We start from the raw sequence: 18616 nt of genomic DNA on the forward strand, positions 1-18616 counted from the left end.
CCCACATGAGTACGGTGACGTGTCAGATCTCGATCTCTCTGGACGGGTACGTGGCGGGGCCGGACCAGAGCCTCCAGGATCCGCTGGGCCGGGGCGGTCTGCGCCTGCACGAGTGGCTCTTCGCCGCCGACCGGTGGCGGGAACAGCACGGCGAGTCCGGCGGTGAGGCCGGCGTGGATTCCCAGGTCGTCGACGAGGCGATCCGGGACGTCGGCGCGTACGTGATGGGCCGGCGGATGTTCGGCGGCGGTGACGGCCCGTGGGACCTGACGTGGCGGGGCTGGTGGGGTGAGGAGCCCCCGTTCCGCACGCCGGTCTTCGTGCTGACCCACCATCCCCGGCCGTCGTTGCCGATGGCCGGCGGCACCGATTTCCACTTCGTCACCGACGGGATCCACTCGGCGCTGGAGCAGGCCCGGAAGGCCGCCGGTGACCGGGAGGTCGCGATCGCGGGCGGCGCGAGCGCCGTCCGGCAGTACCTGGCGGCGGGTCTCGTCGACACGCTCCAACTGCACGTGGTGCCGATCATGCTGGGCGCGGGCGAACGCCTCTTCGACGGCCTGGCCGACCTGCGCCTGAAGCAGACCAGGGTGGTCCCCGGCCCAACCGTGACCCACGTGACCTACCGCGTCCTGCCCTGACCGTCCCCCGGGCCCCGGCGCGGCGCGCGACACGGGGGCGCGTGCCGCGCCGGCCCCTCCCCCGGCGATCTTGCACTTAGTGCCCTTGATTCGCCCGGAGAGCGCGAATTGTCGGGGCAACAACTGCAAGATCGACGGTCAGCAGCAGGGAGCGCGGGCGCGGGCCCAGCCGGTGAAGCGGTCGGCCAGGTCGACGGGCGTGCCGGGGTCGAGCCCCGTGAGGTGTTCGACGGCCTCGGACTGGAGAGTCGCCAGGTAGACCAGCAGGGCCGCCCGGTCGTTGCGGTACTCGCCGAGGAGACGCAACTTGGCCGGCGAGCACGGCCAGGCGATGCCGCACGCCGCGCAGCGCCAGGTCGGCCGCGAGGGACGGTGGTCGACGGTACGGCGGCTCACCGGCCCTCCACCTCGCGGACCCGGTCTGCGCGGACGAGCGCGTACCGCTCGCGGACGGCGACGGACCCGTCCGGGCGGACCTCCCGCCCCCGCACCTCCACCCAGACCACCCCGTCGAACTCGCTGCGGCCGATCACCTCGGAGATGTGCAGGGTCAGGGGCCCGGTCCCGAACTTGTAGCCGTCCTCGGGGACGCGGATGGTGTGGCCAACGACGAGACTCACCAGCGGCCCCCGTTCGCACGCCATTGCTGCGCCGGTGTCAGGTTTCCGGGACGGCCCGGCTGGACTGCGGGAAGTGGCCGGGTCGGGGCGAACAGCGCTGCCGGCAGGTTGGCCCCGCGGATGCGCCGGGGAAGCGGCGGCGGCAGGGGCTCGCATCGCCAGAATCTGAGTCGCACGGGCGGACCTCCTTCGTCTCATGGATCGGGGCCGCCTCGCCCTCATGCCGAGGCGGCCCCGTGACCAGCGCAGCCGCCGGGTTCCGGGTCACCTCCACCAGCCGCACCGTCCCTTTCAGAGTGCGATCGTGGGACTACGCTCGGAAGGAGGTCGATGCTTTCAGCGGCTTTCAGCAGGAGGACCGGTGGATGATCTCGGCGCACAACTGCGGCAGGCTCGTACCGAGGCCGGCGTCACGCTCGCCTCGGTGGCTGCCCGGACGTGCTACTCGGCATCGCACCTGAGCAACGTCGAGGCTGGACGGCGAGCGGCGACCCCTGACATCGTGCTCGCCTACGCGCGGGCGCTCGGGGAGGGCGACGTGAACCGACGGCAAGTGCTCGGCCTGGCGGCGGGTGTCGTCGGCCCGGTCGTGGCCGGTGAACTCATCCGGGTAGGTTTCAGCGCCGCCCTTCAAGGCCGTGCCGCTGAAGAGGACTGGCGTGAGCGGGTCGACCAGTACGGGCGCGACTACATGGCGGTCGGTGCGACCGTGCTTCAGACGCGCCTCGCGAGCGACCTGGTGATCCTGCAACAGCACCTAGACACGCCTCGCATGTGGTCGCACGCGGCAAGGGCGCTGGTCACCTACGGGAAGACGACCCCGAACCCGGTCGAGGCGATCCGGTGGTACGACCTGGCGACCACTGCCGCCGACCGTTCCGACGACCTGACCGTCCGAGTGTGGGTACGCGGTCGCGCCGCGATCGCCCTCGCCTACGAGGGGGCGGCGCTTCCGACGGCGCGACGATATGCGGACCAGGCGACTGCGCTGTCCGACCAGCCGTCGCTCGGTCGCGTCCAGGCACTCATGGCCAGGGCACACGTCGCGGCGGGACGCGGCGACAATGCGGGGGCCGTCGCCCTCGACACCGAAGCGCGCCGGGTCTTCGATCACGTCGCCTCACCCGACAGCGAGGTCTCCGACACCGCCGTCCCGCCGTGGCGGATGGCGACCTTCCGCAGCATGCTGTACGCCCGAATCGGGATGCCGGGCCCCGGCACCGAAGCGCAGGAGGAGGCCGACCGAGCCCGGCCGGAGGGCCTATTGCGCTTCGCGACGCACATCGAACTACACCGAGGGCTCACCATGGCGAAGGCCGGCGACAAGGCGGGCGGTGTCGCGTACGCACGACGGGCGTGGGATGCCCTCCCGGCCGAGCGGCGGTCACAGAGCCTCGCCCTGATGCTTCGCGAGGTCGAGCGAGCGTGAGCGGCGATGTCAACGAGAGGATTAGCGGAATCATGGACCTGAACGGCGCGCGGTGGCGCAAGAGCAGCCGCAGCAGCGGCAACGGCGGCAACTGCGTCGAGGTCGCCGACAACCTCCCCGGCGTGGTCGCCGTACGCGACTCGAAGGACCCGACCGGCCCGGCGCTGACCTTCGCCCCCACCGCCTGGCGGGCGTTCGTCACTCAGGTCGCCGAGCGGGGCTGAGGAAACGGCCCCCGGAGGGACCGAAATCCTCCAAGGTCTCCAGACGCCGGCCCGTCAGGGGGTGGCGCTGGCTGGGGCGGGCGAGGGCGGTGGTGGGGCTCCGGCTTCGCCCCGGCGCTCGTCGTGCGCCCCGAGGACCAGCACGGCCAGGGCCGCGATAGCGGCGGCACGCCGCGCGAGCACGACGAACCGGGACACCGGTTCACCCCCGTTCTGCACCACGACGTCCCCTGTGGACGCCGATGACGCCGCCATCGGCGTCGTCCTGGCAACGAGTGGACTCGTCGGCGGGACACGTCACCGCCGGGGCGGCACGTGGCCGTCCCGGCGGTGACACGTACGCCCTGATCAACTCTTGAAGGCGTCCTTGATCTTCTCGCCGGCCTGCTTGAGGTTGGCGCCGGCCTGGTCGTTCCGGCCCTCGGCCTCAAGCCGCTCGTTGTCGGTGGCGCGCCCGGCGCCCTCCTTGATCTTGCCGGCGGTGTTCTCGGCGGTGTTGTTGACCTTGTCCTCGATACCCATGTCGGCCTCCAGAATCCGGGGGTGCCGTTCGGTCACGATGTACCCCGGACGCGGGCGTCCAACCGTGGGTCACCCCACCGGGCGGAAGCCCCGGAGGCGGAGGCTGTTGGCCACCACGAAGACCGACGAGAACGCCATCGCGGCACCGGCGATCATCGGGTTGAGCAGCCCGGCCGCGGCCAGCGGGAGCGCCGCGACGTTGTAGGCGAAGGCCCAGAACAGGTTGCCCTTGATGATCGCGAGGGTGCGCCGGGAGAGCCGGATCGCGTCCACGGCGGCGGTCAGGTCACCCCGGACGAGGGTCAGGTCGGACGCCTCGATCGCGACGTCCGTACCGGTGCCCATGGCCAGCCCCAGGTCGGCCTGGGCGAGCGCGGCGGCGTCGTTGATCCCGTCGCCCACCATCGCCACGACGCGGCCGTCGCGCTGGAGCCGCTGGACCACCGCGGCCTTGTCCGCCGGCAGCACCTCGGCGATCACCTCGTCGATCCCGACCTCGGCCGCCACCGCCCGGGCGACGGTCTCGTTGTCGCCGGTGAGCAGCACCGGGGTGAGGCCCAGGTCCCGAAGCCGGGCGACCGCCGTCGCGCTGGTCGGCTTGACCACGTCGGCCACCGCCAGCACGCCCCGGGCCCGCCCGTCCCAACCGACCAGGACCGCCGTCCGCCCCTGGGCCTCCGCGGCGGTGACGGCCGCCGCGATCTCCTCGGGTACGACCAGACCCCGCTCCCGGAGCAGCCGGGGCCGGCCGACCAGCACCTCGCGGCCCTCCACCGAGCCGCTCACGCCCAGCCCTTCGAGGTTGGCGAAGCCGGCCACCGGCGGCAGCCCGCCGGCCTCGGCCGCGCCCGCGGCGACGGCCCGGGCGATCGGGTGCTCGGAGGCGGATTCGAGGGCGCCGGCGATCCGGAGCACCTCCGCCCGGTCCTCCCCGGTCGCCGGGAGCACGTCGACCAGGGTCATCCGGCCGGTGGTGACCGTGCCGGTCTTGTCCAGCACGACCGTGTCGACCCGCCGGGTGGACTCCAGCACCTCCGGCCCCTTGATCAGGATGCCGAGCTGGGCGCCCCGCCCGGTGCCGACCAGCAGGGCGGTCGGCGTGGCCAGGCCCAGGGCGCACGGGCAGCCGATGATGAGCACGGCCACGGCGGCGGTGAACGCGGCCGTCGGACCCGCCCCGCTGCCCAGCCACCAGCCCAGCGTGCCGGCGGCGAGAGCGATCACGATCGGGACGAAGACGCCCGAGATCCGGTCGGCGAGCCGCTGCACGGCCGCCTTGCCGGTCTGGGCGGCCTCGACGAGGCGCGCCATCTGGGCGAGCTGCGTGTCGCCGCCGACCCGGGTGGCGCGTACGACCAGCCGCCCACCGGCGTTGACGGTGGCGCCGACCACGGTGTCGCCGGGCGCCACCTCGACCGGGACGGACTCGCCGGTGAGCATGCTCGCGTCGACCGCCGAGGTGCCCTCCTCCACGACGCCGTCGGTGGCGACCTTCTCGCCGGGGCGGACCACGAACCGGTCCCCCACCGCGAGCTGGTCGACCGGGACGCGGGTCTCGACGCCGTTGCGCAGCACCGCCACGTCCTTGGCACCCAGCTTGAGCAGGGCCCGCAGGGCGGCGCCGGCGGTGCGCTTGGACCGCGCCTCGAAGTACCGGCCGGCGAGGATGAAGGTGGTGACGCCGGCCGCCGCCTCCAGGTAGATGTTGCCCGCACCGTCGCCGCGCACGATGTCGAAGCTGAACGGGTGCGTCATGCCCGGCGTGCCGGCGGTGCCGAGGAACAGCGCCCACACCGACCAGCCGAACGCGGCGAGGGTGCCGAGTGACACCAGCGTGTCCATGGTCGCCGCGCCGTGCCGCAGGTTGACCCAGGCGGCCCGGTGGAACGGCAGGCCGCCCCAGACCACCACCGGGGCGGCCAGGGTCAGCGACAGCCACTGCCAGTACGTGAACTGCCACGCCGGCACCATCGCCAGCACGATCACCGGCACGGTCAGCACGATCGAGGCCCACAGCCGCGTACGCAGGCCGCGCAGCTCGTCCACCGGCTCGGCGGCCGGCTCACCACCGGCCGGGACCGGCGGGCGGGGCACGACGGCCGTGTAGCCGGTCTTCTCGACCGTGGCGATCAGGTCGCCGGGGGTCACCTCGTCGGCGTACGCGACGGTGGCCTTCTCGGTGGCGTAGTTGACCGTGGCGGTGACGCCGGGCATCCGGTTGAGCTTCTTCTCGATGCGGGCGGCGCAGGAGGCGCAGGTCATCCCGCCGATCGCCAGCTCGATCTGGTTCGGCGCCATCGGTAGGGGCTGCTTGCTCGTGGTGGTCATCACGCCGTCCCGTCAGTCGTGCCCGTGACCGGGGGCGCCGTGGTCGGTGCCGCCGGTCGGGGCGGGTGCGCTCGTGCTGGTCGGCGTCGGTGCGGCCGGGACGGCGGTGACCGTCCCGCCGGCCGCGCCGGCGACGATGGTGAACTCGGCGGTGCGGACCACGCCGCCGTGCTGGAAGTCCAGGAAGAGCCGGTAGGTGCCGGCGGAGGGCACCTCGGCGAAGAAGGTCACGTCGGGGCCGGGCTTCGTCCGGCCGTCACCCGGCGTGCCGTCCGGGTGGACGTGCAGGTACGCGAGGTCGCCCTGGCGCAGCGCGACCAGGTGCCCGTACGCGCCCAGGTAGGGCTCCAGGTCGGTGACCGGTACGCCGTCCCGGCTCACCGTCAGCGTCAGCTCGCTGGTCCGGCCCGGCTGCGGCGTTCCGGCCAGGGTGACCGTGTAGCCGTCGACGGTGGTGCTGGTCGCGGGCGCCGGCAGCGGCCGCTCGGTCAGCACGCCGGGGACGGTCACGTCCACGCCGAGGGTCAGCGGCTCCCCGCCGCCCGGCGTGAAGTCGGCGAAGACCCGCCACACGCCCGGCCCGGCCAGCGGTGAGTCGACCCGCCAGGTGCCGTCCGGGGACATCTCCGGGTGCACGTGCCGGAACCCGCTGAGGTCGCGGCGGGCGACGATCAGGTGCATCCGCTTGTCGTGCGCCACCTCGTACGCGGTCACCGGCGCGCCGTCCGGCCCGGTGATCTGGAAGGCGAACTGGCCGGCGGGCGCCGCGACCGGCCGGAGAGTGTGGCCGCGCTCGGAGACGAGCAGGCCGCCGGGCAGGTGGGCAGCGCCGCTGTCGCCGTGCCTGGTGTCGTCGCCGTGCGAGGTCTCGCCGGCGTGTCCGGTGTCGTCGTGGCGGGTCTCGGCGGCGGGGGCGACGGGGCCGGTCACCTGACCGACCCCGTACGCCGCGCCGAACACCGCCGCGAGGCCGAGCGCGAAACCGCTCAGCTTCGTCGCCGTGTTCATGGGATACCTCGGTTTCCCCGTGTCGCCGTCAGGCGCCGACGAGGTCGTAGCCGGCCTCGTCGACCGCGGCACGCACGATCTCGATGTCCAACGGGCTCTCACTGGTGACGGTGACCTGGCCGGTGGCCAGATCCACCCGGACGTCGCTGACGCCCTTGATCGCGCTCACCTCGGCGCTGACCGAGCTCACGCAGTGCCCGCAGGTCATGCCCTGCACCTGGTACGTGGTGGTGACCATGGAACCTCTCCTTCGCCGTCACCGAAGATACCCCTAGGGGGTAGTTGCTCACGACACTAACATACCCCCAAGGGGTACGTTATCCTTGTCGGCATGACCACACCCACGCCGGCCCCGACGCGGGGCTACACCGCCACCAAGGACCAGCTGCTCGCGCGGCTGCGCCGCGTCGAGGGGCAGGTCCGGGGCATCGAGAAGATGGTCGACGAGGACCGCTACTGCATCGACGTCCTCACCCAGATCTCCGCGATCCAGGCCGCGCTGGACAAGGTCGCCCTCGGCCTCCTCGACGGGCACGCGCGGCACTGCATGCACGAGGGTGCCGCCGAGGGCCGGGCCGACGAGATGGCCAGCGAGATGATGGCCGCCGTGGGCCGGCTGATGAAGCGCGGCTGACGGGCCGGACGCGCCCTCTCGGCGAGCGCCGCGCCGTTCGCGTCTGTCGCGGTGTCCGCCGATCCGGACACCGCGACTGACCGCAACCAGGGTTGATCAGAGCCGGGTCACTGCCGGTCGAGGATCTTCCGCATCATCTCGATCTCGACCTGCTGGCCCGAGATGATCTCCTGAGCCAGGTCCTTGGCCTGCGGGTTGACCCCCTCCGACAGCTCGGCCTGGGCCATGGTGATCGCACCTTCGTGATGAGCGACCATCATCGTCAGGAACTGCCGGTCGAAGTCGCGGCCCGACGCGGCAGCCAGCTTTCGCATGTCGGCCTCGGACATCATCCCGGGCATGCCGTGGTCCATGTGCGGCATGTCGGCGGAGGACGACGGCACCGGCCGGCCCCAGGCGGTCAGCCAGCCGCTCATCGTGGCGATCTCCGGGGCCTGCGCCGCCTTGATCTCCGCAGCGAGCCGCTTGACCTCCTGGTCGGCGGCCCGGGTCTCGGCCAGTTCCGCCATCTCCACCGCCTGCCGGTGGTGCGGGATCATCATCTGGGCGAACATGACGTCGGCGTCGCCGACGGCGGCCGGGCTGGCCGGGGTGGCGGCGCCGGTCGTCGGCGCGGCGGTCGTGCTGTCCCGGCCCGAGGGCGAGTGGTCGTCACTGCCGCAGGCGGACAGGGCCAGGGTGGCGGCGACGGCGACGCCAGCCAGGGCGGCCCGGCGCGCGAGGGTACGAGTGTCCACGGTTGAGCCTTTCGCTTTCCGTGCGGCCGGGCCATCCGGCCCGCCGCCGTTCTCACCGCCCAACCCGGAACGCTAACGCCTCGGGCCGCCGGATTCGCCGCGCCCGCCGGAACCGCCACCGTCGGGGGACGACCCGGCCGGGTCGAGCCGCACCCGGCGCAGGTGTCCGTCGCCGGGCGTCGGGTGCCGCTCCATGCCCTCGACATGGCTCTCCGCACCCGCCCCGCGGGCGTCGACCGTCAGGTCCGACCGCCGACACCACAGCACGCGACCTGCGCCGAAGGAGCGCGGTGGCTACGATTCGGCCGATGGCCCTACGGATTCCACACCACCCGGCCCGCTTCCGCGCCGGGGCTCCGACGCCGCCGCCGACCGCGCGTGGCCGCGTCCGGCCCGGCACGGCGGGCACGGTACGTGGCCACGCCACCACCCTCGGGCACCCCTCGTGAGGAGTTCCGGGAGACGCTGAACCGATCGACCCGCCGGCCCGTACCCCGCCCTGGATTCGTTGGGAGACACTCGATGGGCGCCGACCACACCCGTCCCGCTCCGTCCACCCCACCCGGGGTGCGGCGGATCCTCGTCGCGACGGTGGTCCCCCTCTTCCTCGCCACCCTGGTCGCCGCCCTGGCGCTCTGGCCCCGCGACGCCCGGGAGGTCGACGCGGGCACCGAACCGCCCCGCTACCACGGCACCGTCACGAAGGTGGTGACCGAGCCGTGCCCGCCCACCCCGGACGCGCCCGAGGGCGGCCCGGCCACAGGTGACGGCCCCTGCGGCACGGTGACCGTCCGGGTCGACCAGGGGCCGGACGCGGGGCAGCAGGTCGAGACCCCGGTCCCGGCCGGGCCGGGCGCGCCTGAGGTCGCCGTCGGCGACGAGATCATCCTGGTCGAGCTGACCGACCCGGCCGATCCGTCGGCCAGCGCGTACAACATCGCCGAACACCAGCGCGGCGAACCGCTGGTCTGGCTGGTGGCGCTCTTCGCCGCCGCGATCGTCGCGTTCGGCCGGTGGCGTGGCCTCGCCGCGCTCGCCGGCCTGGCCGCCAGCTTCGCGATCCTGCTGACGTTCGTCCTGCCCGGGATCAGCGCCGGCCGGTCGCCGCTGCTGGTCGCGGTGGTCGGCGCCGCACTGATCATGTTCGTGGTGCTGTACCTCACGCACGGCGTCACCGCGCAGACGTCGGTGGCGGTGCTCGGCACGCTCGGCAGCCTGGTGCTCACCGGCGTGCTCGGCACGCTCGCCACCGCGGCCACGCACCTGACCGGGTACGGCAGCGAGGAGGCCACCACGCTGTCGATGTTCCAGGCCGACGTCGACCTGCACGGCCTCCTGCTGGCCGGCATCATCATCGGCTCGTTGGGCGTGCTCGACGACGTCACGGTCACCCAGGCGGCCACCGTCACCGAGCTGGCCCACGCCAACCCGGGGCTGACCCGGGGCCAGCTCTACCGGTCCGCGACCCGGGTCGGCCGGGCGCACATCGCCTCCACGGTGAACACCATCGTGCTGGCGTACGCGGGCGCCTCGCTGCCCGTGCTGCTCCTGCTGACCGCTGACTCGCGCGCCGCGAGCCAGATCCTCACCAGCGAGTTCCTCGCCCAGGAGATCGTCCGCAGCGCGGTGGCGACGCTCGGCCTGATCGCCGCGGTTCCGCTCACCACCGCGCTCGCCGCCCTGGTCACCACCGCCGGGCGGCGCGGTGATCGGCCGGCGGACCCGGACGCCCCCGCTCCGGCCCCCCGGCCGGCAGCCGACCGGACGGACGCGCTGGAGGCGCTGAGCGCGCCGCGCGCCGGCACCACCGCCCCCGCCACCCCCGCCGGGTGGCCCGACCGAGACAGGAGTACGGACACCGGATGGTGACACTCCACACAGTGACGACGCCGTCCCACCCCCCTGATAAACGCGTCACTGATTACGCAGCGCGCTTACGAAATAGCGCGTTTGGTCGGCTTCCGGACGTAGATCCCCAGGACGCCTGTCAGGTAACCTCGCTGCCGGTCACCGCCGAACGCGCGCACCGGCGCCAGCGGGGCCACCGCCCAATCGCCGAGAGGCGAGCCGGGGAACCAGGTACGTGGGGTGAATCCGCGCCAGCGGTAGGGGCCGCTTCCGTCCCGAACCCGTCAGCTAACCCGGTCGGCGGTCGACGGAAGGGAACACTGTGACGGCACCCCTACGCCGCTGGTTGACACCCGTGGTGGCCGTGCTCGCCGCGCTGGCCGTGTTCGCCGGGCCGGCCCCGGTGTCGGCCGCCCCCACCACACCCCCCAAGCCCTCGGGGCACGACGAGGAGCCGAAACTGCTCGGCGACCTCATCGAGGCCCGGAACCGGGACTTCGTCAAGGCCCAGGCCCGGCTGAAGAAATCCGAGGAGCGGCGCCTCGCCCTCGAGCTGGAACTCCAGCGCGCGCGGTCCGACCTCGCCGCCCTGGCCCCTCAGGTGAACGAGATCGCCGCCCAGTCGTACCGGACCGGGCGGATCGGCGCGATGTCGATGCTGCTGGGCGCGAACACCCCCGACTCGTTCATCGCCCGCGCGTCGGCCCTCGACGAGCTGAACCTCGTCAACGACAAGCGCCTGGCCGTGGTCAACGCGGTGAAGAACCGCGCCGAGCAGGCCAAGCTGGCCCTCGACGCCGAGGTCCGGGAGCAGCAGAAGCTGACCAACGACCTCAAGCGCGGCAAGACCGAGGCCGAGAAGGCCCTCCGCCTGGTCGGCGGACGGGGGCTCACCGGCGGCCTGGTCAGCGCGACGTCGCCGGTCGCCCGGATCGCCCCGGGCCGCACCGGGGACGGCGACTGGAGGTCCGAGTCGTGCAGCGAGAACGACCCGACCACCGGCGGCTGCGTCACCCCCCGGACGCTGCACATGTACAACGAGGTGCGACGGGCCGGGTTCAAACGGTTCGTCGGCTGTTACCGGTCCGGCGGGCCGTACGAACACCCCAAGGGCCGGGCCTGTGACTGGTCGCTGCAGAACAGCGGGTTCCGCTCCTGGTACAACAACGACATGCGGATGTACGGCAACAACCTCACCGCATTCCTCGTCCGCAACGCCGACCGCCTGGGCATCTACTACGTGATCTGGAACCGGCAGATCTGGTTCCCGGCGACCGGTTGGAAGTCGTACAGCGGGCCGTCGGCCCATACGGACCACGTGCACGTATCACTGCTGTAGCCGTTGACGTGCAAGGGCCGCCCCGCGACGTGCGGGGCGGCCCTTCGCGTGTTCGGCGCTGGTGCGGCCGACGTTCGTCAGCCGGCGCGCGGCGGCGTTGGTCCGGCGGCGTTGATCAGGCGGCGCGCGGCGGCGTTGGTCAGGCGGCGGCGCGGGCGGCCGGGTCGGCGGCGGTCAGGTCGCCCGCGCCGGCCACCGTCCGCACCTCACCGGCGGCGAGACGGTACGACATGCCGACGACCGCGCACCGGCCGGCGGCCACGGCCCCGGCGAGCGCCTCCGACCGGTCCAGCATCGCCTCGACGGTCTGCGCGATGTGGATGTCGACGATCCCGTCGAGGTCGGCGACACCCTCGGCGTCGGCCCGGCGCAGGCTGGGCACCACGGCGTCCACCACGGCCCCGAGGTGCCCGGGTGGCTGCGTCCCGGTCGCGTCCGCCTCGCGGGCCGCCTGGACCGCGCCGCAGGAGTCGTGGCCGAGCACGACCACCAGCGGCGTGCCGAGCACGGTGATCGCGTACTCGACGCTGCCGAGCACCTCCGGGCCGACCGTGTGCCCCGCGGTCCGGACCACGAACAGATCACCCAGGCCGCGATCGAAGATGATCTCGGCGGCGAGGCGGGAGTCGGAGCAGCCGACGATCACGGCGAACGGCTGCTGCCCGTCCGCCACCGCCGCCCGGCGGCCGGCGTCCTGGTTGGGGTGGCGCGGTTCACCGGTTACGAAGCGCCGGTTGCCGGCGCGCAGCTCGGCGAGCGCCTGCTCGGGGCTGGCCGGACCAGCGGCGCCCACAGGGCCGGCGGGCTTCCCATCCGGGCCCGGCTGCGTGCCGGGCATTCCGGGGTGACTCATCCCCTCACCTCGTCCCTGCGAGTGACGAACCTGGTGGGACCCGGACCGGCGCTGGACTCGGGCCGAAACCCACCGTCACACGCAGCAAAACGCACGTCAAGGTATGCGTGATATGCACTTCATATGTCGCCGGACCCTTGCGGGTGCCCCCGCGAGCGCCCCGGCCGTGCCGGGAAAACCGGAACGACGGGTCATACGATGTCGGGCATGGCGACAACAGGAGAGCAGGGGAGCACCCGGAACTGGACGTTCCTCACCAACCACGGGCACGTGCTGCTCGCCATCGCCCGCAACCCCACCGCCCGGCTCCGGGACGTGGCCGACGAGGTCGGCGTCACCGAGCGGGCCGCGCAGGCGATCGTCGCCGATCTCGAGGCGGGCGGCTACCTCCAACGCACCCGGGTGGGCCGGCGCAACGAGTACACGCTGAACCCCTCCGGCCGCTTCCGGCACCCCGCCGAGGCCGACCGTCAGGTCGGCGCCCTCCTGGCGCTCTTCACCGACGAACCGGCGGACGACGGCGCAACGGGCGGCACCCGCGCCGGTGACGGGCGGCGGTAGTCTCACCGCGTGCGCGAGAGCTTCCGACCGGGCCGGCCCGCTCCCGCCCGCCGAGCCGGGGCACGGGTCCTCCTGAGTGGAGCCGCCCTCCTCCTGTTCGGCACCGTCGCCGTCGCGCCCGCCCCGGCCGCGGCTGCGCCCCGCTGCGGGCCGACGGGCACGGCGGCACCCACCGAGACGCCCTGGCCGCTGCGGCGGCTGGAACCGGCGTCGGCCTGGCGCCTCTCCCGGGGCGCCGGGGTCACCGTGGCGGTCATCGACTCCGGGGTCTCGGCCACCCACCCCGCCCTGCGAGGCCAGGTCCGCGAGGGTCGCGATTTCAACAGCCTTCCCCAGCAGCAGGGCCAGTGCGACCTCGCCGGGCACGGCACGATCGTGGCGGGGATCATCGCCGGCCGGGAGGGCACCGGAGTGCCGTTCAGCGGCATCGCGCCGCAGGCCCGGATCCTTCCGGTACGCGTACTGCCCAACACCCGCACCACAGTGGACGAAGGTCTGCCGGGTGAGATCGCGCGGGCGATCCGCTGGGCGGTGGACAACGACGCCGACGTGGTCAACCTGTCGCTGGTCACCCTGGACCGGCCGGACCTCGCCGACGCGGTGCGGTACGCGCTGGACGAGGGCGTGGTGGTGGTCGCGGCGGCCGGCAACCGGCAGGAGAACCAGCAGGATCTGCCCGCGTACCCGGCCGCGTACCCGGGCGTCATCGCGGTCGCCGGTGTGGACGAGCAGGGCGGCCACGTGGGCAGCTCGGTGAGCGGCGAGTACGTCGACATCGCCGCCCCGGGCCTGAACATCGTCGGCCCCGCCCCGGGCGGCGACGGGTACCTCGCCGAGCCGCAGGGCGGCACCAGCTTCGCCGCCGCGTACGTGTCCGGGGTGGTCGCGCTGGTGCGCTCCGCGTACCCCGACCTCGACCCGGCGCAGGTGGCCGACCGGCTCGCCCGTACGGCGGACAGCCCGCCCGACGGCCACAACGCCGAGGTCGGGCACGGTGTGGTCAACCCGTACCGGGCGGTGTCCGCCCTGCTGGGGCACCGGACCGACCCGCCGCCCGACGCGCTGGCCGCACCGGCCGCGCCTGCGGACCCGCTGGCCTGGCAGCGCGACGTGGCGCTCTGGGTGGCCGCCACCGGCGCGCTGGTGGCCGTGCTGCTCCTGGCCGTCAAGCCGATCCTCGATCGGGGCCGTCGGCGCGGCTGGCGGCCGGGCCGCCGCCCAGCGGACCCCACCACGACCACCTGACCAGACCGCCGAACCGGCCCACCTGACCGGCCGACGACACCGGCGGCAGTCCCCGCGGCCACACGATGCCGGCGGCATGGCGGCATCCCCGCCTCCGGACACCCCGGTGCCCCCCGGCATCGAGTCGATCACGGGCGTGGCACCGGCGCTCCGCCTTGGCGGAGGGAACGTTTCGCGGCCGGACGCGCCACCGCCCGCAGCCGCCCCGGTGGAGGCGGTGCGGGCGGTGGCGTGACGTCGGATCAGCGCAGCACGCCGGGCGTGCCGCCGCCGTCCGCGCCCCAGACGTCCTCGTCCTCTTCCAGCCAGGTGTTGCGGGGGACGTCCTCGTCGCCGTACCCCGCCCCGCCGTGGCCACCCATCCCGGCGACGCCGGCGGCACCACCGCGGGCACCGGCACCCCGGCCGGCGGCACCGCCGACGCCGGCCGCGCCCGCGCCCGGCACTCCCCGGCCGGCACCCCGGCCGCCGGCGCCCCGACCGGCGCCGGCCGCGCCGCCGCCCATCATCGGCGCCATCCCGGCACCCGCACCGAGCTTGCCGGCCGCGCCCAGCCGGCCGCCGGCACCACGGCCTCCGCCGCGACCCGCGCCGGCCATGCCGCCGCCCATCATCGGGGCCATGCCCGGGGTCACCGGGCGACCCAGCGCACCGCCGCCCGGGATCATGCCGCCGCCGGCCAGCCCCGCGCCGCCACCGGCACCGCCGCCCGCACCGAGACCGGTGGTGCCGGGCAGGCCGCCGCCGAGACCGGGCGCCGTGGCGGCGCCGGCCCCGGCCAGGCCGCTGCCGTAGTCGTCGGCGAGGCTGCCGGTGCCCGGCGTGTAGCCGCCGCCCGAGCCGTAGCCGCCGCCGGCCAGGTCGGGGTGGACGCCGGAGCCGACGCCCGGGAAGCCGGTGCCGGGCAGGCCACCCGCGCCGATCGACGGCCCGCCGCCGCCGATGCCGCCCGTGGAGGGCATCCCGCCGGCGCTCGGCGCCCCGCCGAGCCCGCCCGCGCCGCCCGGGCCGGTGCCCAGGTCCGGCGTACGCATGTCCGGCGTCGTGTCGACCTGTTGCGTGCTCGATCCCGGCATCCCCTGATCGACCGCGACGTAGTCGCCGCTGACGTCACCGTAGACGCGCGCCGCCTCCTCCGACTTGTCGTTGATCCAGTCGTAGAGGCCGGTCAACGGGTCGAGCAGACCCATGAAGTCGGGCTTCACCCGCATCTCGAACAGCCCGGTGTCGATGACGAGCCGGCCGTTACGCGCCTCGAGGACGTCGTTGACGCAGCTCGCGGGGACCGGGAACGAGGACTGGGCGGCGGTCAGCCGGTCCGCCGCGTTCCGCAGCGACTGGACGATGCCGTCCTGGCCCTCGGCGGCCTCGACGATCTTCTCCGCCTTGGTCGCCATCCCGGTGACCTTCGTCTTGAAGGCCTCGTACGCCTCGCCCTTCCAGACCTCACCCAGATCCTTGACGTTCTTGTCCAGGCTCTCCTTGACCGCCGTCACGTTCTTCAGCAGCTGCTCCCAGAGCGAGGCGGCGGTGGCCACGTCACCCGGCCGGCCCGCCACCACCACCTGCTGGCACATCTCTTCCCAGCTCGGCACCGCTCCCCCTCCCCGTCAGGCCTTCTGCTTGGAGGCGTCGCTGAAGACGCGCTCCATCTCGGCGGCCGACATCGCGTTGGCCCGCTCGGCCGTCTCGTAGTTCTCCTTGACCTCGCGCAGCGCGTTCGCCGCCTGGTACAGGTCCTCGGCGAGGTTACGGACGCTCTGCTGGGTGCTGGTGAAGAGCGAGGAGTGCTTCGTCGCCAGGTCCTGCGCCCTCGGGAACGTGCCGAGCGGACTGGTGCCGGTCGGCATGCCGGCGGTGGCGCTGCCGCCCATCCGGTCCTGGATCTCCACCATCTGGTACGACTGCTTGTGCAGGAAGTCGGCGTGCGACTCCAGCCACCGGATCGCCTCCTCCAGGCTGGTCGCGTCCCACTCCGTCCGCGCGCCGGCCTCGTTGGCTCCCGGCATCAGCGCCGTGGGCCGCTCCGCCCGGTTGACGTTGTCCATCGTGATGCCGTCGAGGTGCATCGTGGGCACCAACGGCGTGATGGGCACCGGAATCGGATTGTCCAGCCGGATCTCCTCCGGCTGCTCGGCCCGGTCGACCGGTGTCGTCCGTTCCTCCGTCATCGGTTCCTCCCCCTAGCCGACTGGATCTGACTTACTGCTGGTGCCCACCGGGTGCGGGCGGAGGTGGCGTGGGTACGCCCGGCACGCCGGACGTCGGGCCGGACGGCGCGGAACCGGGCGCGAACCCGGACTGGCCGGACGGCGGTGGATACGCCTGCCCCGGCAGCGCTCCCGGCCCGACCGGCTGCCCCGGCCCGAAGCCCGGGTGGCCCCCCTGGCCCGGCGGGAACCCCGGTTGGCCCGGCTGGCCCGGTGCTAGGCCCGACTGGCCCGGCTGGCCGGGCGCGAAGCCCGGCTGGCTGGGCGGGAAACCCGGCGGAACCGGCTGGCCGGCGCCGGGCGGCGGGAAGCCCGGTGGCCGGATACCGGGCGGGCCCGCGGGCGGCCGGCGGCGGGAGCGCCGGACCAGCACCACAACGAGAACCACGAGACCGATCGGCACGGCGAGACAGAATGCGCCGGTGATCCAGGCGCCCGGCCCCTTCTTGAACGTGATCGCCACCGCCGGCCCGTCGTCCTCGGCGACCACCACCGGACGCGTCGGGCCGGCCGAGGTGTCGGCAGTGGACGTCAGCAACGGGTTCGACCGCACCGCCGGCACCGAACGGGTGAGCGCCGCGACCGGGTCGACCGCGCCGAAGCCGTACTGGTCGTCCCGCCCGGGCCCACCGCCGTCGCGGGCGGTGCGGATCATCCGGTTGACCACGTTGGCCGCGTCGAGATCCGGATACCGTGCCCGGACCAGAGCCGTCACGCCGGAGACGATCGCGGCGGCATCGCTGGTGCCGCTGCCGATGCCGTACCCGTTCGGCGACACCGACCGGGGTCGCGGGGAGATGATGTCCTCCATCGGCGCGGCCAGCACCGCCTCCGGGCCGTGCACGCTCTCGGCGAACGCGGCGCCGCGCTTGGTCAGGCCGGTCACGGCAATGACGCCCGGGATGTTGGCGGGGCTGTTCACCCGCGTAGCGCCCTGCTTCCGGTTGCCGGCGCTGGCCACCACGACGGCGTCCTTGTCGAGGGCGTAGCGGACGGCCTGCACCAGTCGCTCACGTTCCGGGCCGGCGGTCACCGGAAGCGGGCCCTTCTCGCCGGAGGAGACGTTGATCACGTCGGCCCCGGCGTCGGCGGCCCACCGGATTCCCTCGGCGACGTCGTCCATGTCGAACGGCCGACCCAGCGCGACCGGCAGGATCCTGGCCTCGGGTGCGATGCCGAGGTGCCGCATCTCGCCGCCCCCGCGCGACGCGATGATGCCCGACATGGAGGTGCCGTGCGCCTTTTCCTTGTCGTCGTCACGGCGGCCGTCGGAGGCGCTGGCGTTCCCGAGGCCGGTCCCCTTGAGCACCTGGTCGCGCAGCTCGGGGACGGTCGGGTCGACGCCGCTGTCGATCACGGCCACCGTCACGCCACGCCCCTTGGTGATCTGGTGGGCCTGCGAGATCTTGAGCGTGTCCAGGTACCACTGGAGGCCGCGGACCGTGTCGGCGGCCCGGGCCGGGGCGGGCGCGGCCAGCGGACCGGCGCCGACGGCCAGCGCCACGGCGGCGGCGGTCAGCGCCAGCAGTGGCCGGAAACGATTCCCCGTACGCATGACTCCCCCAGGACCACTCGGCTGCGAACATGGCGCGGCTCCGGCCCGGTCTGACCGGACCGGAGCCGCGTCGACGTTCGGATCAGCCCCACACCTTGGCGTTGCTCATCTCGGTGTTGACGTAGTTCTCGCGGGCGATGCCCACGGCGCCACCGATCTCGTTGAGGATGCGGTTGATGTCGCGCACCGCCGAGTCCCACTGGGCCTGGTGCTGCTCGTAGGCCGCCCGGTCCTGGCCGTCCCACTGGAGCTTCGACAGCATGGAGCGCAGCGTGTCCAGCTTCTCGTCGATGGTCCGCGAGATGGTCTGCATCTGCTGGTTCGCGTTCTCGAGGACCGCGTAATCGACCTTGATGCTCATGAGTTCCTCCCCTGCTCGTCTCGTCGGATCACGGGTTGAGAGCAGCGTGGAACTTGTCCAGCATCTGCTGCTGCTCTTCGTCGTTGACCTGGTGCGTCGTGCCCGACTTGTCGAGCAGGTCGGCGATGTTGTCCATCGCCGTCAGCAGCTTGGTGGTGTTGTCGTTCCAGTTCTGCATGAGCGTCTGGAACCCGGTGGACGCCTGGCCCTTCCACGCGATCGCCAGATCGTCGACCACGTTCCACAGCTTCTTCAGCTCGCCGTCGACCTCGCTGCGCGTGGACCGCACGTCACTCGCGGCGGTATGTAGAGTCGCTGCTTCGACCTCGAACGCCATGCTTCACACCCCTCCGTCTTCTTGTGGCGGCGGATCTGCCGCGCCCCTCCCCCGCGGCAAGGCTCACAACCCCACCGACGGACACTCCTCAGGAGACCGTAGCGGACCGACGCAACGCGGCGCAGCCCCGCCCGACCACAAATGTGACGGACGGTGATGCGTTC

At 73.5% G+C, this 18616-nt stretch carries 22 protein-coding genes and 1 riboswitch; of the genes, 8 read left to right on the forward strand and 14 right to left on the reverse strand.

Annotated features, from left to right (window positions below; genetic code table 11):
* The first annotated feature begins 5 nt into the window (after positions 1-5).
* A complete protein-coding gene (locus HCJ94_RS03600; protein ID WP_167999516.1) occupies positions 6-641 on the forward strand; it encodes a dihydrofolate reductase family protein in 636 nt (211 codons plus the stop codon).
* Between the two features lie 138 nt (positions 642-779).
* Here HCJ94_RS03600 and HCJ94_RS03605 read toward each other — a convergent pair whose 3' ends face one another.
* A complete protein-coding gene (locus tag HCJ94_RS03605; RefSeq protein ID WP_167999517.1) occupies positions 780-1037 on the reverse strand; it encodes a flavin reductase in 258 nt (85 codons plus the stop codon).
* Positions 1034-1261 (reverse strand): hypothetical protein, encoded by a 228-nt coding sequence (locus HCJ94_RS03610; RefSeq protein ID WP_167999518.1) that lies wholly within the window; start codon positions 1259-1261, stop codon positions 1034-1036. Before HCJ94_RS03610 ends, HCJ94_RS03605 begins: the two co-directional genes overlap by 4 nt.
* A gap of 361 nt (positions 1262-1622) precedes the next feature.
* Here HCJ94_RS03610 and HCJ94_RS03615 point away from each other — a divergent pair, with 361 nt between their 5' ends.
* Both HCJ94_RS03615 and HCJ94_RS03620 read left to right on the forward strand, forming a co-directional pair.
* Complete coding sequence (locus tag HCJ94_RS03615) at positions 1623-2690, forward strand: helix-turn-helix domain-containing protein (protein ID WP_167999718.1); 1068 nt, start codon at positions 1623-1625, stop codon at positions 2688-2690.
* Between the two features lie 32 nt (positions 2691-2722).
* The gene (locus tag HCJ94_RS03620; RefSeq protein WP_167999519.1) at positions 2723-2914 is read left to right on the forward strand and encodes a DUF397 domain-containing protein; all 192 of its coding nucleotides are present in this window, start codon (positions 2723-2725) and stop codon (positions 2912-2914) included.
* Between the two features lie 54 nt (positions 2915-2968).
* Here HCJ94_RS03620 and HCJ94_RS03625 read toward each other — a convergent pair whose 3' ends face one another.
* The 5 genes from HCJ94_RS03625 to HCJ94_RS03645 form a co-directional block, all read right to left on the reverse strand.
* Entirely contained in the window at positions 2969-3112 is a 144-nt protein-coding gene (locus tag HCJ94_RS03625) for a hypothetical protein (RefSeq protein ID WP_167999473.1), read from the reverse strand.
* Between the two features lie 150 nt (positions 3113-3262).
* Positions 3263-3436, reverse strand: coding sequence for a CsbD family protein (locus HCJ94_RS03630; RefSeq protein ID WP_167999520.1), 174 nt, complete (start codon positions 3434-3436; stop codon positions 3263-3265).
* Positions 3437-3505: 69 nt separating this feature from the next.
* Complete coding sequence (locus tag HCJ94_RS03635; RefSeq protein WP_167999521.1) at positions 3506-5764, reverse strand: heavy metal translocating P-type ATPase; 2259 nt, start codon at positions 5762-5764, stop codon at positions 3506-3508.
* Positions 5765-5776: 12 nt separating this feature from the next.
* Positions 5777-6772 carry a DUF8832 domain-containing protein gene (locus tag HCJ94_RS03640; protein ID WP_167999522.1) on the reverse strand — a complete coding sequence of 332 codons (996 nt, stop codon included), beginning with the start codon at positions 6770-6772 and terminating at the stop codon, positions 5777-5779.
* Positions 6773-6800: 28 nt separating this feature from the next.
* Positions 6801-7010: a heavy-metal-associated domain-containing protein gene (locus HCJ94_RS03645; RefSeq protein WP_167999523.1), complete on the reverse strand. Its 210-nt coding sequence runs from the start codon at positions 7008-7010 to the stop codon at positions 6801-6803.
* Positions 7011-7103: 93 nt separating this feature from the next.
* Here HCJ94_RS03645 and HCJ94_RS03650 point away from each other — a divergent pair, with 93 nt between their 5' ends.
* Positions 7104-7406 (forward strand): metal-sensitive transcriptional regulator, encoded by a 303-nt coding sequence (locus HCJ94_RS03650; protein WP_167999524.1) that lies wholly within the window; start codon positions 7104-7106, stop codon positions 7404-7406.
* A 107-nt stretch (positions 7407-7513) separates the two neighbouring features.
* Here the strand turns inward: HCJ94_RS03650 and HCJ94_RS03655 are convergent, their stop codons facing one another.
* Entirely contained in the window at positions 7514-8143 is a 630-nt protein-coding gene (locus tag HCJ94_RS03655) for a DUF305 domain-containing protein (RefSeq protein WP_167999525.1), read from the reverse strand.
* 522 nt (positions 8144-8665) lie between these two features.
* Here HCJ94_RS03655 and HCJ94_RS03660 point away from each other — a divergent pair.
* Entirely contained in the window at positions 8666-10012 is a 1347-nt protein-coding gene (locus tag HCJ94_RS03660) for a YibE/F family protein (RefSeq protein ID WP_167999526.1), read from the forward strand.
* A gap of 166 nt (positions 10013-10178) precedes the next feature.
* A riboswitch (cyclic di-AMP (ydaO/yuaA leader) is annotated at positions 10179-10309 on the forward strand.
* Between the two features lie 4 nt (positions 10310-10313).
* Positions 10314-11330, forward strand: a complete 1017-nt coding sequence (locus HCJ94_RS03665; RefSeq protein ID WP_167999527.1) for a coiled-coil domain-containing protein — start codon at positions 10314-10316, stop codon at positions 11328-11330.
* A 139-nt stretch (positions 11331-11469) separates the two neighbouring features.
* Here HCJ94_RS03665 and HCJ94_RS03670 read toward each other — a convergent pair whose 3' ends face one another.
* The gene (locus tag HCJ94_RS03670) at positions 11470-12183 is read right to left on the reverse strand and encodes a carbonic anhydrase (RefSeq protein WP_167999528.1); all 714 of its coding nucleotides are present in this window, start codon (positions 12181-12183) and stop codon (positions 11470-11472) included.
* A 198-nt stretch (positions 12184-12381) separates the two neighbouring features.
* On the opposite strand from HCJ94_RS03670, the gene HCJ94_RS03675 reads away from it, so the two are divergent.
* Together HCJ94_RS03675 and mycP (HCJ94_RS03680) are read left to right on the forward strand one after the other, a co-directional pair.
* Positions 12382-12744: a helix-turn-helix transcriptional regulator gene (locus HCJ94_RS03675; RefSeq protein ID WP_167999529.1), complete on the forward strand. Its 363-nt coding sequence runs from the start codon at positions 12382-12384 to the stop codon at positions 12742-12744.
* A gap of 9 nt (positions 12745-12753) precedes the next feature.
* On the forward strand, positions 12754-13989 hold the full coding sequence (gene mycP, locus HCJ94_RS03680) for a type VII secretion-associated serine protease mycosin (protein WP_309227132.1): 1236 nt from the start codon (positions 12754-12756) through the stop codon (positions 13987-13989).
* A 242-nt stretch (positions 13990-14231) separates the two neighbouring features.
* Here mycP (HCJ94_RS03680) and HCJ94_RS03685 read toward each other — a convergent pair whose 3' ends face one another.
* The 5 genes from HCJ94_RS03685 to HCJ94_RS03705 form a co-directional block, all read right to left on the reverse strand.
* The gene (locus HCJ94_RS03685) at positions 14232-15584 is read right to left on the reverse strand and encodes a WXG100 family type VII secretion target (protein ID WP_167999530.1); all 1353 of its coding nucleotides are present in this window, start codon (positions 15582-15584) and stop codon (positions 14232-14234) included.
* Between the two features lie 15 nt (positions 15585-15599).
* The gene (locus HCJ94_RS03690; RefSeq protein ID WP_167999531.1) at positions 15600-16160 is read right to left on the reverse strand and encodes a hypothetical protein; all 561 of its coding nucleotides are present in this window, start codon (positions 16158-16160) and stop codon (positions 15600-15602) included.
* Positions 16161-16191: 31 nt separating this feature from the next.
* On the reverse strand, positions 16192-17754 hold the full coding sequence (gene mycP, locus HCJ94_RS03695) for a type VII secretion-associated serine protease mycosin (protein WP_167999532.1): 1563 nt from the start codon (positions 17752-17754) through the stop codon (positions 16192-16194).
* An 82-nt stretch (positions 17755-17836) separates the two neighbouring features.
* Positions 17837-18115 carry a WXG100 family type VII secretion target gene (locus tag HCJ94_RS03700; protein ID WP_155329142.1) on the reverse strand — a complete coding sequence of 93 codons (279 nt, stop codon included), beginning with the start codon at positions 18113-18115 and terminating at the stop codon, positions 17837-17839.
* 28 nt (positions 18116-18143) lie between these two features.
* A complete protein-coding gene (locus HCJ94_RS03705; protein WP_167999533.1) occupies positions 18144-18452 on the reverse strand; it encodes a WXG100 family type VII secretion target in 309 nt (102 codons plus the stop codon).
* Positions 18453-18616 lie beyond the last annotated feature (164 nt).

Source organism: Micromonospora thermarum, assembly GCF_012034245.1.
Lineage (GTDB): Bacteria > Actinomycetota > Actinomycetes > Mycobacteriales > Micromonosporaceae > Micromonospora > Micromonospora thermarum.

What these genes read in the sequence shown, in the direction of transcription:
- HCJ94_RS03600 (WP_167999516.1), top strand. Translation starts at nt 6, where the DNA reads ATGAGTACGGTGACGTGTCAGATCTCGATCTCTCTGGACGGGTACGTG.
- HCJ94_RS03620 (WP_167999519.1), top strand. Translation starts at nt 2,723, where the DNA reads ATGGACCTGAACGGCGCGCGGTGGCGCAAGAGCAGCCGCAGCAGCGGC.
- HCJ94_RS03630 (WP_167999520.1), bottom strand. Translation starts at nt 3,436, where the DNA reads ATGGGTATCGAGGACAAGGTCAACAACACCGCCGAGAACACCGCCGGC.
- HCJ94_RS03635 (WP_167999521.1), bottom strand. Translation starts at nt 5,764, where the DNA reads ATGACCACCACGAGCAAGCAGCCCCTACCGATGGCGCCGAACCAGATC.
- HCJ94_RS03640 (WP_167999522.1), bottom strand. Translation starts at nt 6,772, where the DNA reads ATGAACACGGCGACGAAGCTGAGCGGTTTCGCGCTCGGCCTCGCGGCG.
- HCJ94_RS03645 (WP_167999523.1), bottom strand. Translation starts at nt 7,010, where the DNA reads ATGGTCACCACCACGTACCAGGTGCAGGGCATGACCTGCGGGCACTGC.
- HCJ94_RS03650 (WP_167999524.1), top strand. Translation starts at nt 7,104, where the DNA reads ATGACCACACCCACGCCGGCCCCGACGCGGGGCTACACCGCCACCAAG.
- HCJ94_RS03660 (WP_167999526.1), top strand. Translation starts at nt 8,666, where the DNA reads ATGGGCGCCGACCACACCCGTCCCGCTCCGTCCACCCCACCCGGGGTG.
- HCJ94_RS03670 (WP_167999528.1), bottom strand. Translation starts at nt 12,183, where the DNA reads ATGAGTCACCCCGGAATGCCCGGCACGCAGCCGGGCCCGGATGGGAAG.
- HCJ94_RS03675 (WP_167999529.1), top strand. Translation starts at nt 12,382, where the DNA reads ATGTCGGGCATGGCGACAACAGGAGAGCAGGGGAGCACCCGGAACTGG.
- HCJ94_RS03690 (WP_167999531.1), bottom strand. Translation starts at nt 16,160, where the DNA reads ATGACGGAGGAACGGACGACACCGGTCGACCGGGCCGAGCAGCCGGAG.
- mycP (WP_167999532.1), bottom strand. Translation starts at nt 17,754, where the DNA reads ATGCGTACGGGGAATCGTTTCCGGCCACTGCTGGCGCTGACCGCCGCC.
- HCJ94_RS03700 (WP_155329142.1), bottom strand. Translation starts at nt 18,115, where the DNA reads ATGAGCATCAAGGTCGATTACGCGGTCCTCGAGAACGCGAACCAGCAG.
- HCJ94_RS03705 (WP_167999533.1), bottom strand. Translation starts at nt 18,452, where the DNA reads ATGGCGTTCGAGGTCGAAGCAGCGACTCTACATACCGCCGCGAGTGAC.